The sequence below is a fragment of the Micromonospora sp. L5 genome, assembly GCF_000177655.2.
Lineage (GTDB): Bacteria > Actinomycetota > Actinomycetes > Mycobacteriales > Micromonosporaceae > Micromonospora > Micromonospora aurantiaca.
In genome coordinates this window covers 1,501,422-1,516,030 of the sequence record NC_014815.1, presented here as the reverse complement: position 1 = coordinate 1,516,030, position 14,609 = coordinate 1,501,422, and the positions used below count along the sequence as shown (strand labels likewise).

Here is a 14,609-nt window from a genome sequence, read left to right as displayed (position 1 = left end):
CCGCCTCACAGCTGGCGCAGGATCACCGGATCCTTGATCTTCTTGTCGGCGGCCAGCAGCAACGCCTTGCTGATGATCTCGGCGAGCCGGCTGTCACCCTCGAAGGGCAGGTACATCTCCGGCTCCTTCGCCTTCGCCGAGTCCGGGATGATGCACAGGTACCGCTCGTCCGGTGCGATCAGGATGTTCCCGGAGCCGCAGTGGATGCGGTACGTGTGCAGGTCGCCGCGTACCTCCAGGAACCTGTCGGTGAGCGTGCACCGGTCGGCGATGGCCAGCCGGGGGATCAGGTCCGCCAGCACGTCCCGGCGCGTTCGGCCGGTCGGGGTCAGCTCGCCGAAGCTGCTCTGCGCCCAGTAGTCGCGATACCGGCCCTGCGGCCCACCGTCGTACCAGTTCGGGTCGGCGCCCACCCCGGCCGCGGCCACGAACAGGTCGACGTCGCGCATCACCTCGCTCAGCACGACCGGCGGCACCTCCGCCAGCGGAACCGGCAGGCGCTCTCCCCGGATGAAGAACAGCTGGTCGGTCCCCATCGTGTCGAACACGAGGTCGTCGCCCCGGTCCTCGATCCCGGCGACACCCAGTTCGGCGCGCAGCCCCCAGTCCGGGAGGGCCAGCCAGGGCAGGTCGTACGAGGCCCCGTCGTTGCGGTGCTGGACGTACGACCAGCCACGCCGGGACAGCAGCGCGTTGAGCCGGTGCTGGCGCACGATGTGCGCGGCGAACCGGTTGGAGTACATGCCCGTGGCCCGCTCCGCGTCGGTGAGCAGGTACTGCTCCCGGTGCGCCTGCTTGAACGGCTGGGTGATCCCGTGCCGGGTCAGGAAGTCCCGCCACGGCCCCACCGCGTCGGGGTCGAGCACCGGATGCCACAACCGGACCGTCGCCTCGTCGGCCGGCTCGACCATTGTGTCGTCCACTGTTCGCAGCGCCTCACCGGCCCAGCAGCAGGCCACGCCGTCGACGGTCCAGATGAGACGCCGGGCCAGCGTACGGGCCAGCGGATGGTCCAGGAACCGCTCGCGCCACTGCTCGACGGTCCACGAACGGTCGCGTCGCAGCAGGCCTTCCAGCCGGTCGCGGGTGGCGACGAGCGTCGCGGCGACGTCGGCGACAGTCGCCTTCAGCTCCTTCACCTCGTCGCCGTGGTCCCTGCGCACCTGGGCCGGAGGCGTCTTGACCACCTTGCCGTCCGCGTTGCGCCACACCACTACGGCGTCGACACCGCGCACCTCCAGCTCGTACGAGCAGTCGCCCAGCTTGTCCGCGAGCGGCAGCCCGAAGCCGGGCAGGGCCATCTCCTCGACGTCCTCCCGGCTGACACCGCGCGCCTCGGCGTGCCGGGTCAGCCCCTTCTCCACCAGGCGCAGCGTGCTCTTGTAGGTCAGCCGCGAGGACAGCCGGGCCAGTTGGGCGAGGGCGGCGGGGTGATCGGTGTCGACGAGCGCCGCCACAGCGACGTTCGCCAGTTTCGGGCTCGCCGGGCCGTGGCCGGAGATCTTGCGGGCGGCCCGTTCCGCGATCTGGCCGAGGCTGCGCAGTGTCTGCTCGGACGGCTGGCACATCGTCCGCATCCAGATCAGTCCCCACAGCAGCCCGACGTTGTAGCGGTCGATCATCCGTGGTGGCATGTCCTTGATGTGGCCGGGGCAGCACGCGGTCATGCGCAGCGGCAGGCTGCGCGCCTGCCCGACGAGCGGGAGCCAGTCGTCGAGCCGGGCGGTGAAATCGTCGACGCCCACCGCGTCGAGCAGCGACCGGGCCTGCTTGCGCCAACCGGCCGTCGGCTTCGCCTTGTCCACCTCGACCGGACAGTGCGCCAGCAGCGCCTCCCACGCGGACCGGCGATCCGCCGGCATCGCCTCGACGTCCGCGATCGCGCGGTCGGCCCACTGCTCACCGACGTTGGGGATCGGCCACATCCGTTCGGCCTCGTCGCTGATGTCGCTCAGCGAACGTTCGAGCCGGGTCCGGCGCCAGGTCGCCAGCGCCGCCGGGTTCACCCGCCCGGCCGACGCCTCCGCCTGGATGGCCTCCCAGGTGAACCGATTGAGGTGCCAACTCCAGTAATTGAATCCCAGCCAGGCCTGAGTGCCCAGCCGGCCGAGCCAGGCCGAGCCGTCGAGGCCGCCGCCGGAGCGCACGACACGGATCAGTCTGGTCTGCTTGTCACCGCTCTCCCCCGGCACCGTCAGCGCGTCGAAGACCACCTGGCGCACCGGCGCCGGCTGCGCGGCCAGAAGTTCTTCCGTCCGGCGCCACGCCTCGCCACGGGCCCGGTCCCACACGCTCACGTCCTGGTGCGGCCGCCCTGGCAGGTGGCCGACCGTTGTCAGCGCGGCGGCGGCACGGCGGTCATGATCCGCGTCGTCGCCGGCCAGGTCGGTCACGGCGGCGGCAACCGACTCGGCCTTCCGCACGGCCTCCGACAGCAGCTCCTCCTGCGGCGGAGCGGGATCACCGGACCGGCGCGTGTCATTGAGCGCGGCGAGCAGCGCCGGAACCGAACCGGCCGGCGCCCAGCCGAACACGGCCACCACACCGTCGAGGAAGTGCCGCAGGTGATGCTCGTTGAAGGTCTGGTCGTCGCTCTCGCGCCAGCCGCTGGCGGCGTCGACCACCTCGCGCAGTGCCGCCTGCACGTCCTGCGTGTCCACTCAGCCACCCACCAGTGGGACGAGTTTGAGGAAGGTGACCCGGGATCCGGCGTGCAGGTGGATCTTCTCGCCCAGGTCAGTCACCTGGCGGTCGTCGACGAGCACCACGAAGGCGTTGCGGCGGAACGCGTCGAGCGTCAGACGGGTGCGCTCCCCCGCGTCGACGTCCACACCGGACTCGGCGATCTCCAGCGAAACCCGCCGCCGGATCAGCTCGTCGAGGCGTACCTCCTCCTCGAAGACCTCGATGGTCCACGTGGGCCCGCTCGGAGCACCGACGACCTCGTCGGTGACTGTGATCAATGGCATGGCGGAGAAAGTAACGCCTCCCACCGACACCGCACACATTTGTGTGACCTGACCGCGTACCGGACAGTCTCCACCGTGTACGAGATCGTTCCGTGAAGGCGAGGTTGTGAGCGTGTCCTCTCACGCGTACCCGGGCAGGGCCGACATGTCGACGGTGGTGGACGCGGCACGCCGCGGCGACCGGGCGGCGGTGGACGAGTTGGTCTCGCACTGTCTGCCGCTGGTCTACAACATCGTGGGCCGGGCCCTGAACCGGTCGGCGGACGTCGACGACGTGGTGCAGAACACGATGCTGAGCGTCGTCCGCGGGCTGCCGGGCGTACGCGAGCCGCAGCTTTTCCGCTCGTGGCTCGTCGCCGTCACCATGAACGAGATCCGCACCCACACGCAGCGCCGGCACACCACACCGGCGCCGCCGGAGGACATCGACAACGTGATCGACCCGCGCTCGGACTTCGAGGACCTGACCCTGACCCAGCTCCGCCTCGCCGACCAGCGCCGGGAGGTCGTCCTGGCCACGCGCTGGCTGGACGACGACCACCGCCACCTGCTGTCGCTGTGGTGGCTGGTCGAGGCCGGTCACCTCAGCCGCGCCGACCTGGTCGACGCCCTGAAGCTGGCCCCGCACCACGTGACAGTGCGCGTCTCCCGGATGAAGGCGCAGCTGGACACCGCCCGGCTGGTCGTACGGGCCCTCACCGCCCGGCCCGGTTGCGCCGGCCTGGCCGACACGGCCGGCGGCTGGGACCGCCGACCCGCGCCGGTGTGGCGCAAGCGGTTCGCCCGCCACATCCGGGACTGCCCGCACTGCCCGGACGCGACGAACGACCTGGTCCCCGCCGAGCGGCTGCTGGCCGGCCTGGCGCTCACCCCGATCCCGGCCGGGCTCGCCTCGGACGTCACGCACCACCTGCGCACCGTCGCCTCGCCGTCGCACGTCGTACCGCCCGGCGCGCAGATCGTGACCGCCGGGGCGCGGTCGACGCTCTCCCTGTCCAAGACCCTGATCGGCGTCGTCGCCGCCGTCGCCGTGCTCGGCGGGGGCGGGCTCGTTCTCGCCAACTACCCGGAGGAGCCGGGCCGGCAGCCGGCGAGCGCGGCAGCCGCGCAGCCCTCGGCCGCGACCGCCACACCGGCGCCCACACCCTCCCCGACTGCGGCGAAGCCCTCAGCGACCGCGGTGAAGCCGTCCCCCACCACGGCGCGCCCGAGTCCCGCCAGGTCGGTGAAGCCGTCACCGAAGCCGACTCCGTCGCCGTCCCGGTCGGCCGGCACGTCGACGGGTGTCTCCGCCGCGGAACGGCGGCTGCTGGTGCTGCTCAACGAGCGGCGTCGCGCGCTCGGGCTGACCGAGGTCAAGCTCGGCGCGGCGCAGCACCGCGACGCGGAGGCCTGCGTACGGCAGAACCTGAACGCCGGCAGCGGGCTGAAGCACTGCGGGCACGAGGTGCTGTTCGCGTCGTCCGGCACCGCCACGCCGGAGCAGATGATCGAGGCGTGGTTCAACAGTCCCGGCCACAAGACGGCGCTGACGTACACCGGTTCCCGTTTCGCCGGCCCGGCCATCGTCTCCAACGGCAGCCGCCAGGTCGCCGCCATCAACATCGACTACTGAGAGCGGACCCGGATCACCGCCGGCGAGTGTCGCTACGCTCCCCTGATGACGCACGAGAAGGAGATCGTCGAGCCGGTCGACCTGTGCATGCCGGACGGGCGGCTCAACCCCGCCGCGGTCGGCTGGACCCGCCGGCCGCTGCACCGGGCGAACCTGCGCGGCTGGGGAAGGGCCAAGCGGTGGGAGTACTGGGGGATCGTGACGCCCACCCACATCGTCGGCCTCGTCGCGTCGTCGCTGGACTACGCCGGGGTGCACGGCGTCTACGTGCTCGACCGCGCCACGAAGGTCGAGACCGGCAAGGACGTCGTGGTCCCCTTCGCCCGTGGCGCCGTGTTGCCGCCGGTCAGCGGCGTGGGCACCGTGTACGCGCGCGGGGGCAGCCTGTCGATCGACATCGACCAGACCACCGAGGGCAGCACGATCCGTGCCACCGCACCGGGCATCGAGATCGACCTCGTGGTGCCGCTCCCGCCCGGCCACGAGTCGCTCGGCGTCGTGATCCCGTGGAGCACCCGCCGGTTCCAGTACACGGTCAAGGACGTCGGCCGCCCGGTGCGGGGCTCGCTGCGGGTGAACGGCACGACGCACGTCGTGCCCGAACGGGACTCGTTCGCCGTACTCGACCACGGCCGGGGCAAATGGCCGTACGCGATCACATGGAACTGGGCGGCGGGCAGCGGACCGGACGTGTCGATCCAGCTGGGCGTCAAGTGGACCGACGGCACCGGCTCGACCGAGAACGCGCTGTTCGTCGGCGGCCGGCTGCACAAGCTCGGCGCCGAACTGCACTGGAGCTACGACCGCCACGACTGGCTGCGGCCGTGGCGGATCAGCGGCGATCGGGTCGAGGTGGAGTTCCACCCGTTCCACGAGAAGATCTCGCGCACCAACCTCGGCGTCGTGGCCAGCGAGACCCACCAGTGCTTCGGGCACTTCTCCGGCTGGGCCCAGGCGGACGACGGCGAGCGGGTGGCTCTGGACGGCCTCGTCGGGTGGGCGGAGGAGGCTCAGAACCGCTGGTGAAGCAGCTGTGCGTTGACCTGCCGCACCACTTCCTCGGGAAGCTTGACCACGCGCCGGTCGTACGTGAGCAGGCCGTTGAGCTCGTCCTCCACGTCGGACAGCTGGGTGTAGACGGTCGCGCTCAGACCGGCCCGGATCGCGGGCACGATCTGCTCGGTGTGCAGCCGCGTGAACGCCTCCGCCAGTTCCTCGGTGCTCCGGCACCGCCGGTAGCCGAAATCCTTGCGGCTGAACGCGTGCCCGTCGACGCGCAGGTTGTAGCCGCCGTACTCGGACAGCACCAGCACCCGGCGGTCACCGCGTCGCCGCGGCACCCGGAAGCGGCGGAAGTACACGTGCAGGCTGCGCAGGTCACCCCCACGCTGGTCGTGCCATCCGCTGGCGTGGTCGACAGTACGGGTGGGGTCGAGTTCGGCGACGTCGCGGGCGATCCGGGCCGCGTCGAACTGCCCCCAGCCCTCGTTGAAGGGCACCCACACGGCGAGGCTCACCACGTTGCGCAGGTGCTCGACGGTGTCGCGCAGCTCGGCCCGGAACCGGTCCCGTCCGCCGGCGTCGGCGCGGCCGAACCAGCGCCGCCACCGGCCCCGGTCGGGCAGCCGCAACGGCGTCACCGCGGGCGCGGTGACGACCAGCGGGTGGTAACCGCCGCCGCCGTTGACCATGTCCTGCCAGACCAGCATCCCCAGCCGGTCGCAGTGGTAATACCAGCGCAGTGGCTCGATCTTGATGTGCTTGCGCAGCATGGTGAACCCGAGCCGCTTCATCGTGGCGATGTCGGCGATCATCGCCTCGTCGGAGGGCGCCGTGTACATGCCGTCGGACCAGTAGCCCTGGTCGAGGATCCCGGCGTGGAAGTACGGCCGGCCGTTGAGCAGTAGGCGGGGCACGCCGTCCCCGTCCGGTCCGACACCGAACGAGCGCATGCCGAAATAGCTGCGTACCCGGTCCGCGCCCAGCTCGGCGGTCACGTCGTAGAGGAACGGATCCTCCGGGCTCCACTGCCGTACCTCGGGGATGGGGATGCGCACCGCCACGCCGACCGGCGCGGTGGCCTCGGCCACCACGATCCCGTCGGCCAGGATCCGGATGCCGGCGTCGCCGGCATCCGCCGTCGCGTGCGCCGTCACCTCGACGCACCGCTCGTCGAGGAGCGGCGTCAGGGTGAGGTGCCGCAGGTGTACGGCGGGCACGCTCTCGGCCCACACCGTCTGCCAGATCCCGGACTGGGCGGTGTACCAGATGCCGCCACGGCGCAGCCGCTGCTTGCCCCGGGAGTGGTGGCCGGTGTCGCTGTCGTCCTGGACCGCCACGACCAGGACGTTGGCGTCCTCGCGGAGCGCGTCGGTGATGTCGCAGGTGAACGGCAGATACCCGCCGGTGTGGCCGCCGACCGGGACGTCGTTCAGGTAGACCCGGCAGGTCTGGTCGACCGCGCCGAAGTGCAGCAACAGGCGCGAGCCGGCGGCGTGGAAGCCCGCCGGGAGGGTCAGCGGACGGCGGTACCAGAGCGTCTCGCCCGGCTGGAGCTGCCGCCCGACGCCGGAGAGCGCGGACTCCGGCGAGAACGGCACGAGGATATGGCCGTCGTAGCGTTCGGGCTCGGTGGGCGAGCCGGTGATCGCGTACTCCCACCGGCCGTTGAGGTTGAGATGGCTGTCCCGGGCGAACTGGGGACGGGGATACTCGGGCAGGACACGCTCCGCGTCGAGCGTGGCACCCCACGGGGTCAGCAGCGTCATGCCGGGGCCCCCTGCTCCCGCCGCCGCAGCGCCACGGCCGGCACCGCGATGAGGACCAGCACGGCCAGTGCCATGAGGAAGATGCCCGGCGTCGGGACCTGCTTCACCACACCGAGATCCTCGTAGACCTCGCCGGCGCCGGTGATCACGGCGGCACCGAGGTACGGGCCGACGAGCATCGGAATGAGGATGGCGAAGACCATCCGCAGCCCCTGGACATGGCCGGCCCGGCCCGGTGGTGAGTAGTCGCGGACGAGGGCGCCGATCGGGGCGAGGACGAGCATGAAGCCCGACATCATCACGATCCCGGCGTCGATCACGGGAACCATGCCGCGGGTGAGGAACATGAGCGCCAGGCCGGTGCCGTAGACCACTACCGCCGGCAGCAGGAAACGCACCTTGCCGACGCGGTCGATGAGCCGCCCGCTGACCACGCTCACCGCCGACGCCGTGACGAGGACGACGGCCAGGACGACGGCGTACCCCTCGATCCTCAGGTACCGCTGCAGGTAGATGATCAGATACGGCAGGAACACCTGCGTGGAGATCCCCCAGACGGACCAGGCCGCCAGGGCGAGGTAGAGGCCCGGGTTGGCCCGCATGGCAGCCGGGCGCAGACCGTGGACGACAGCCCGCAGGTAGCCGCCCTCGTGCCGGACGACTGACGGGCCGTCCTCGACCAGGAACCAGGCCAGCACCCCGGCCACGGCCATGATCACGCCGATGACCACGAAGAACAGCTGCCAGTTCCCGGCGCGGGCCAGCCAGTCGAACCCGCCGAAGATCACCAGCATCGAGACCAGCGGCATGATCGCGAGCACCGACTCGACCCGGCCACGGTTCGCCGGCACCGTCACGTCGGTGACCCACGCCTGGAACGCCGCGTCGTTGGCCCCGGAGCCGAGGAAGGACATCAGGCAGTCCAGCGTGATGACCGCGATCGCCGTGACGAGCACGACGTTCGCGACGGGCGCGATGTCCTCCACGAGGCCCACGGTCAGGAAGCCGAAGGCGGCTGTGGAGACGCCCCACAGCAGATACCCGCCGGCGATGAACGACCGGCGCCGCCCGGTCCGGTCGGAGAGGGCGCCGAGCAGCAGGGTCGCGACAGTGGCGGTCACGGCGCTGGCGGCGACCATCGTGGCGATCACGTTCGGGTCGCCGGTGATCGTGTCGTACACGAACAGGTTCAGGTAGATGTTCTCGATGGTCCAGGCCATCTGCCCGACGAGTCCGAGGACGATCAGGGCGGTCCAGACCCGGGGGCGCAGGCCGGCTGGGCCGGCCGACGTGGCCGGGGTGAGCACGCTCCGGGTGGCGGACACGACGGCCTCCTTCGACGGGTCAGAATATGATCCGTCCCGTCCGGCCGTCGATGGGTCCGGGGTCGGCTACGCCGCCGCTGGAGTGCGGGCACGACGAAAAGGCCCCGGTTCGGGTGACCGAACCAGGGCCTTGATCGTTGGTGCGCCGCCAGGGACTCGAACCCCGAACCCGCGGATTAAGAGTCCGCTGCTCTGCCAGTTGAGCTAGCGGCGCTCGCTGACAACGGGACGAGACGTTAGCACGCCCGCACACCACCCCGGAAACGCAGGGTCGGCCTCACCGCAGCGCCAGCGTGACCTGCCCTGTCGCGGCCCCGGACGGGTCCACCACCAGGGTGTACGCCCCGGAGGCCGGCAACACGGTTGGCCCGATTTCGCCGGCCCCGTTGATCACGCAGCCCGTGCCGACGGTGCTGCCGTCGGGCGCGCGCAGGGCCAGCACGCCGCACTGGTCCGGCAGGTCGGAGGCGGTCGCGCTCACCGTCACGGACGCGCCGGCCGCGACGGTGAACCGGTAGCCGGTGATCGCGCCGGGCCGGTCCACGACGGCGACGACAGGCGGTCCGCCGACCGAGATCGTCGCCTCCCGGTCCCGGCTGGTGACCAGCCGCAGCATGGTCGTGCCGGTGCCGCGTTCGGTCGGGTCGACCACCACTGAGTACGTCCCGTCGGCGGGCAGCAGCGTGCCGTCGATCTCGCCGGCGCCGTTGATCACGCAGCCGCTGCGCAGCAGCCGTCCCTCGGCGTCCCGCAGCTCCAACGGCGAGCACTGGTCGGTGAGGCTGCTCGCGGGCACCTCCACGTAGACGCGCTCCCCCGCGCGCCCGGTGAACCGGTAACGCGCCCGCGCGCCGGGTTGCGCGACGGTGGCGGTGACCGCCGGGCCGTTCGGCTGCACCGTGCCGTCGCTGTCCCGGGCCGCGTAGACCCGCACGGCGGCGCGGCCGGTGTCGCCGGGTGCGGCGGTGACCCGCAGCGCGTACGTGCCGGTGGCGGTGAGGTCGACGCGGTCGACGTACCCGGCGCCCTTGATGTTGCATCCGCTGGCGATCTCCCGTCCGCCCGGCTCGGTGAGCACGTACGGCGAGCAGCGGTCGCCGATTCCCGGCGCGGTGGCGTCGACGAAGACGGCGTCCCCGGCGCGGGCGGCGAACGTCAGCGGCGTCCCGCCGGGGGTGAGCGTGGCGGTGGCGACGGGTACGGCGGTGATCGGGGTGGCGGCCGGCGGGGCGACCCGTTCGGTGGTGGCGCCGGCCACGGCGAACTCGGGTCGGCCGCTGACCGCGACGTCGAAGACGCATTCGGCGAGCTGGGCGGGCGCGGTCACGCCGGCCCAGCGGCAGACCTGTTCGGCCGCGGCGCGCCGGGCCGGGTCGAGGTCGCCGACGGTGACCTCCCGTTCCGGGAACGCGCGGTCGGTGAAGGTGCCGGTGTCCTGCCCGTCGTCGTAGTGGAGCAGCGAGCGGTCCGGGGTGATCCGCCAGCTGTCCGCGTACGCGGGATAGAGCTTCGCGAACGGCACCGGCTGGGCCAGCGCCGCCCCGGAGGCGGGCGCGATGTCGTCGGCCGGGTCGCCGTCGTAGTCGCCGAGCAGTCCGCGTACCTTCCCGGCCCGCCCGTCGGCCAGCCGGACCAGCACGCGGTAGCCGTACCGGCCGATCTGGTCCACCGCCGCCGCGGACCCGTCCGGCCACGTCACGTCGTACCCGTCGGTGGGGCCGGTGTCCGACGGACGGCGGGTGAGGATGCCGCCGCCGGCCAGGTCGGTGCGGTCCGGCAGCGCGGCCGGTGACGCGCCGTCGACGTGCACCCGGGTGCCGCCGTCGGTGAGGGTGAGCGCTACGCGGTGCGCGCCGATCCGGAACGCGACAGCCGAGTTGACCGAGGCGGTACGCGTGCCGGCCATCGGGGCCTGCCGGACCTGCACCTCCAGCGGGTCGCCGCCGGTGGACGCGACCAGCGTGAACTCGCCGACGGCCTGGAAGTCGTAGGCGACCCGGTCGAACGTGACCAGGTGCGGGTCGCCGTTGCTGCCGCCGCAGTCAGCGCCGTCCTCGCAGAGCTTCACCGGGCCCTTCGGCGGCGGCGTCTTCTTGGCCGGTTTCTTGCACTCGTCGAGGTTCTTCGGCAGCGTCTTCCCGTCGTACTCGGTGCGCGGCGGCAGCCCTTTCGCCGCCCGGTAGCGGTTCTCCGCGAGCGTCGCCTTCACCTCGGCGGTACGGATGCCGGTGCCGCCGCACTCGCCCTGCGGCACCGCGTTCCGGGAGATGTCGTCGGCGTGGTTCAGCTCGTGGTAGAGCGCGGCGCAGGGGTCGCGGGCCACCCCGTCGCCGTACGGGTCGGTGGAGGTCGGGTTCCACGTGACAGTCGAGGAGCCCTTGCCGTCGGCGCTGTCCGGCGTCTCGAACGCGCCCGATCCACCTGTGGTCGGGATGATCCGCACGCGGGGACTCTTTTTGTCGCGCAGCCGGGGCAGCAGGCCGGACGGGTCGCCGCCAGGTAGCGCGAACCCGGCCAGGCAGCCGTCGACAGCAGCCTGGAAGTCGACGCCGCTGACCGGCACCCCGGCGGTCGGGTCGACGCCGTAGTCGGCCCGCGCCGGCCGGGCACCACCGCCGACGTACGCGCCGACGGCCACCAGCAGCACCAGGGCCACGGCGGCGGCTGTCGGCCGGCGTCGTCGGCGTACCAGCAGCAGCACGACCAGCGCGACGACGAGCAGCGCGAGTGCTCCCCCGGCCACCACCCAGAACCAGCGCGGGCCGGTCCCGCCGTCGTCGGACACGGTGAACGTGGCGGTCCGCAGCGCTGTCGCGCCCGCGCACGGGTTCGTCGCGCCTGTGACCGGCAGCGTCACGTAGCCGGCGGTCACCTCGTACCGGCCGGGTGCGCCGACCGGCCAGAGCGTGTCCAGCCCACCGCCGTCCGGGGTGGCGGCCACCGAGCGGAGCACGACGTCGCCGTCGCGCAGCCGTACCCCGGTCAACGCCACGACGGCGGTCGCTCCCGGCTCCACTGTGGTGAGCCCGGTGGTGGCGGCGGCGCCGATCCCGTCCTCGAAGAAGCTGCGGGCCAGCGTCGGCTCGACGTCGCGCCCGTCCCGGCGTACCCCCGTGACCTGCACGGTGCCGACGGGCCCGGTGGCGAGCGCGCACGCCGACCCGGTCGTGTTCGTGACGGTGAGGTCGAGGCGGACCTGGTCCCCGGCCTGGTAGTCGGCCTGGCCGGGCCGCAGGGCCAGGCCGAGGCCGCCGTCGGCGGGCACCGCGGCGCCGCTCGCCGACCCGGTCGCCAGAGCTGTCGCGAGTACGCCGAGCGCCGCCGCCAGCCGCAGGGTCCACCTCATGGTGCGGACTGTAGAAGCGGGTGGGCCGGTTTCCGCGCGGTCTGTCGGGGACCGGTCGGAGCCGTATCCTGCTGGTGATGAATGAGCCATTTTCATCGTGACGGCGCAGGTCACGGGCGGTGTGGGAGGCCGGTGTCCAGGTAGGACGAGGCTCCCGGTAAGACAGCAATCGACCAAGATCAGATGCCCCAACCGGGAGCCTCGCTGTGCTGTCTTACCCTGCCGCGATTCCGTTGTCCACCCGCAGCCTGAACCACCTCGCCGCCCTCATCCGAACCCGCCGCCAGCAGCAACGGTCTCGGTGGCGACGCCTCGACCCCGGCCGGCAAGCCCTGCTCGCCCTGGCCCACCTGCGCAACGGCGACACCTACACCCGCCTGGCCGCCGGATTCGACATCGGCGTCACGACCGCCTGGCGTTATGTCCGCGAGGCCATCGACCTGCTCGCCGCGACCGCCGACGACCTGGCCACGGCCATGACCAGGATCCGTCTGCTCGCCTACGCAATCCTCGACGGCACCCTGATCCCGATCGACCGGGTCGCCAACCAGAAGCCGTACTACTCCGGAAAACACAAGCGTCACGGCGTGAACGTGCAGGTCATCGCCGACGCGGCCGGGCGTCTCGTCTGGGCCTCGGCCGCGCTGCCCGCCTCGACGCACGACCTGACCGCCGCCCGCACCCACGGCATCATCGACGCCCTGGCCAGCACCGACGTGATGACCTTCGCGGACAAGGGCTATCAAGGCGCCCCCGGCAGCGTGCGCACCCCGTTCAAGCGGCGCCGCTTCCGGCCGAAGCTGTCACGCCGGCAGAAGGCCGTCAACCGAGCGCACGCGAAGATCCGCGCCCGCGGCGAACGCGCGATCGCCACCCTCAAGACCTGGAAAATCCTGGTCAAGCTGCGCTGCTGCCCACGCCGAGCGACCGCGATCGTGCAGGCCATCCTCGTCCTGCACCGCGTCGAAGCCGACCGCCACGCAGGATGAAAATGGCTCATTCAACGGACCCAAGTCGCACCGAGGCACTCGATATCGGCCGACCTAACGGCTGGACCCGACCTTCCAAACGGAGGTCAAAAGACCGTCAAGATAGATCCGGGCCGCCTTCCCTGATCCGCTCTCGTAAATCCGAAAGAGAGTTTTCAATGACATCAGCAAAGTCCCTCATATCAGGAAGCCGCGAGGCAGATTCGAGGAAGAAAGCAGCGCGACGTGTAAGCCACTCAGTAGCGAGCCCGCAGGCCGTAATCAGATCGATGCAAGCAGTTCGCGCGTCCACATTCGAACTAGTCTCCAGTATCTCCACGTAGGCAATAAAGCCTAACGAGATCTCCTTGAGACATTCCAAGTGGACTGCTGAATATTCCCCATCCCCCGATTCTTCCTCCTCGAAACCAGCCGCCATGTCGGCTAACAATCCAAGCACAAGATCCACTACCGTGTCATCGCAACGCCACAGTCCACTCACTAGCGCTGAGGCTGTCGCCACCGAGGCCTGAGATAGAACCTCATGCGTTGGCAAGACCCTGCTTATCCTGGTCACGGCCAACTCTGCCGCCTGGCGGTCAGAGGCCGCGCAAAGCTGGCGAATAGCATCCGGCAGGACGCCAGAATCGTCATACGGACTGTCGAGGCTAGACCATCGGTGACGCTTAAGTTCGAGTTCCATCACAATCCAAGCTAATCGAACAGGCGAAGAACATCGGTATCAAAGGTTGTGCCTGACCGAGGGAAGGCGCCCCTACCAAACGACGCTTCGCAGGTAGGGCAAACGTTGACCTGGACGCCCGTTCTCGGCCTGACAGCAGAAGTGAAGACAATCTTTGAAGGGTCTCCGCCCAATTGATTCACCACGCAGGTCTCGGCGCAAACACCTCTCCCTGAAGCCCCAGCCGCATACTGACCCGTCTCCCTGTTATATCCCGCTGTCACAGTCGCCGGTCGCTTGCTCTGCGAAAGCCCCTTGAGGGAATCGGCATATTCATCGCGAAGCTGTGTCGCCCGTTCGGGCAATTCGTCGCCAGATAGGCCAGCGCCTTCCTTCGCACCCGTACCGCAGTTGTGTACGAGCACTGGCGTTGTGCCCGCCAGCACATAGTACGTGTGGGATTTTCAGCCCGCTACGAAGTGTGACTTACGTTTCCATGGCGTTTCACCTGGTCTTTCGTATGCAGCACCAACTTACCGCATCGAAGCTTATCGGTGTTGACGGCAGCAACGCTACGCAGTGCCACCGAGCATTTTCGGAACTGAAAGGAAGGCGGGCTCAACCGGCATCCGGTCGAGCCCGCTCAAGCTCCGTCCTAGAACGCGAGACGGCCCCTAATTTGCATCGACTTACATCATGCGACGCGCAATGTTCAGCGCCCAGGTCAGGAATTCGGCCGACACGCCATCCAATCTCGGATTAATTGAAACGCGCGCGTCATGCCAGTCCGAACCTCGGTTGAATACTGCGACCACCGACTCTGCCGATGACACGGCAGGATCAATGAACTCGACGATTCGCTCGTCGCTTGTCGCGTCATCGAAGCTAACAACTTGGATCTTACGACCCTCGTAGTCTTCGCTAGCCATTTGCGCT

10 protein-coding genes and 1 tRNA gene are annotated in these 14,609 nt (G+C 70.3%); 3 read left to right on the top strand and 8 right to left on the bottom strand.

What is annotated here, in order from left to right; genetic code table 11:
- Positions 1 to 5 precede the first annotated feature (5 nt).
- Together ML5_RS07445 and ML5_RS07440 are read right to left on the bottom strand one after the other, a co-directional pair.
- Positions 6 to 2,660: a DUF4132 domain-containing protein gene (locus ML5_RS07445; RefSeq protein ID WP_236619375.1), complete on the bottom strand. Its 2,655-nt coding sequence runs from the start codon at positions 2,658 to 2,660 to the stop codon at positions 6 to 8.
- Entirely contained in the window at positions 2,661 to 2,969 is a 309-nt protein-coding gene (locus ML5_RS07440; RefSeq protein ID WP_232236641.1) for a hypothetical protein, read from the bottom strand. It abuts the gene before it with no gap.
- Between the two features lie 112 nt (positions 2,970 to 3,081).
- Between ML5_RS07440 and ML5_RS33165 the strand changes: the two genes are divergently transcribed.
- Together ML5_RS33165 and ML5_RS07430 are read left to right on the top strand one after the other, a co-directional pair.
- Positions 3,082 to 4,584, top strand: a complete 1,503-nt coding sequence (locus tag ML5_RS33165; protein WP_013474279.1) for a sigma-70 family RNA polymerase sigma factor — start codon at positions 3,082 to 3,084, stop codon at positions 4,582 to 4,584.
- Positions 4,585 to 4,629: 45 nt separating this feature from the next.
- Positions 4,630 to 5,610: a DUF2804 domain-containing protein gene (locus ML5_RS07430; RefSeq protein WP_013474278.1), complete on the top strand. Its 981-nt coding sequence runs from the start codon at positions 4,630 to 4,632 to the stop codon at positions 5,608 to 5,610.
- Here the strand turns inward: ML5_RS07430 and ML5_RS07425 are convergent.
- From ML5_RS07425 to ML5_RS07410, 4 genes are all read right to left on the bottom strand, one after another.
- Positions 5,595 to 7,352 carry a glycoside hydrolase family 2 protein gene (locus tag ML5_RS07425; protein ID WP_013474277.1) on the bottom strand — a complete coding sequence of 586 codons (1,758 nt, stop codon included), beginning with the start codon at positions 7,350 to 7,352 and terminating at the stop codon, positions 5,595 to 5,597. The genes ML5_RS07430 and ML5_RS07425 overlap by 16 nt on opposite strands.
- A complete protein-coding gene (locus ML5_RS07420) occupies positions 7,349 to 8,677 on the bottom strand; it encodes an MFS transporter (RefSeq protein WP_013474276.1) in 1,329 nt (442 codons plus the stop codon). Before ML5_RS07420 ends, ML5_RS07425 begins: the two co-directional genes overlap by 4 nt.
- Positions 8,678 to 8,815: 138 nt before the next feature.
- Positions 8,816 to 8,891: transfer RNA gene (locus ML5_RS07415), tRNA-Lys, on the bottom strand.
- Between the two features lie 63 nt (positions 8,892 to 8,954).
- Positions 8,955 to 12,023 carry a VWD domain-containing protein gene (locus ML5_RS07410; protein ID WP_013474275.1) on the bottom strand — a complete coding sequence of 1,023 codons (3,069 nt, stop codon included), beginning with the start codon at positions 12,021 to 12,023 and terminating at the stop codon, positions 8,955 to 8,957.
- 206 nt (positions 12,024 to 12,229) lie between these two features.
- On the opposite strand from ML5_RS07410, the gene ML5_RS07405 reads away from it, so the two are divergent.
- Positions 12,230 to 13,012 carry an IS5/IS1182 family transposase gene (locus ML5_RS07405; protein WP_013285023.1) on the top strand — a complete coding sequence of 261 codons (783 nt, stop codon included), beginning with the start codon at positions 12,230 to 12,232 and terminating at the stop codon, positions 13,010 to 13,012.
- Between the two features lie 97 nt (positions 13,013 to 13,109).
- Here the strand turns inward: ML5_RS07405 and ML5_RS31930 are convergent, their stop codons facing one another.
- A complete protein-coding gene (locus ML5_RS31930) occupies positions 13,110 to 13,694 on the bottom strand; it encodes a hypothetical protein (protein ID WP_143766929.1) in 585 nt (194 codons plus the stop codon).
- A 668-nt stretch (positions 13,695 to 14,362) separates the two neighbouring features.
- Entirely contained in the window at positions 14,363 to 14,602 is a 240-nt protein-coding gene (locus ML5_RS31925; RefSeq protein WP_013474274.1) for a hypothetical protein, read from the bottom strand.
- Positions 14,603 to 14,609: the final 7 nt, after the last annotated feature.

Bases quoted from the DNA above. Each gene is read 5' to 3' on its own strand.
- ML5_RS31925 (WP_013474274.1), bottom strand. From the start codon at position 14,602: ATGGCTAGCGAAGACTACGAGGGTCGTAAGATCCAAGTTGTTAGCTTC.
- ML5_RS07430 (WP_013474278.1), top strand. From the start codon at position 4,630: ATGACGCACGAGAAGGAGATCGTCGAGCCGGTCGACCTGTGCATGCCG.
- ML5_RS07410 (WP_013474275.1), bottom strand. From the start codon at position 12,023: ATGAGGTGGACCCTGCGGCTGGCGGCGGCGCTCGGCGTACTCGCGACA.
- ML5_RS31930 (WP_143766929.1), bottom strand. From the start codon at position 13,694: ATGGAACTCGAACTTAAGCGTCACCGATGGTCTAGCCTCGACAGTCCG.
- ML5_RS07440 (WP_232236641.1), bottom strand. From the start codon at position 2,969: ATGCCATTGATCACAGTCACCGACGAGGTCGTCGGTGCTCCGAGCGGG.
- ML5_RS07425 (WP_013474277.1), bottom strand. From the start codon at position 7,352: ATGACGCTGCTGACCCCGTGGGGTGCCACGCTCGACGCGGAGCGTGTC.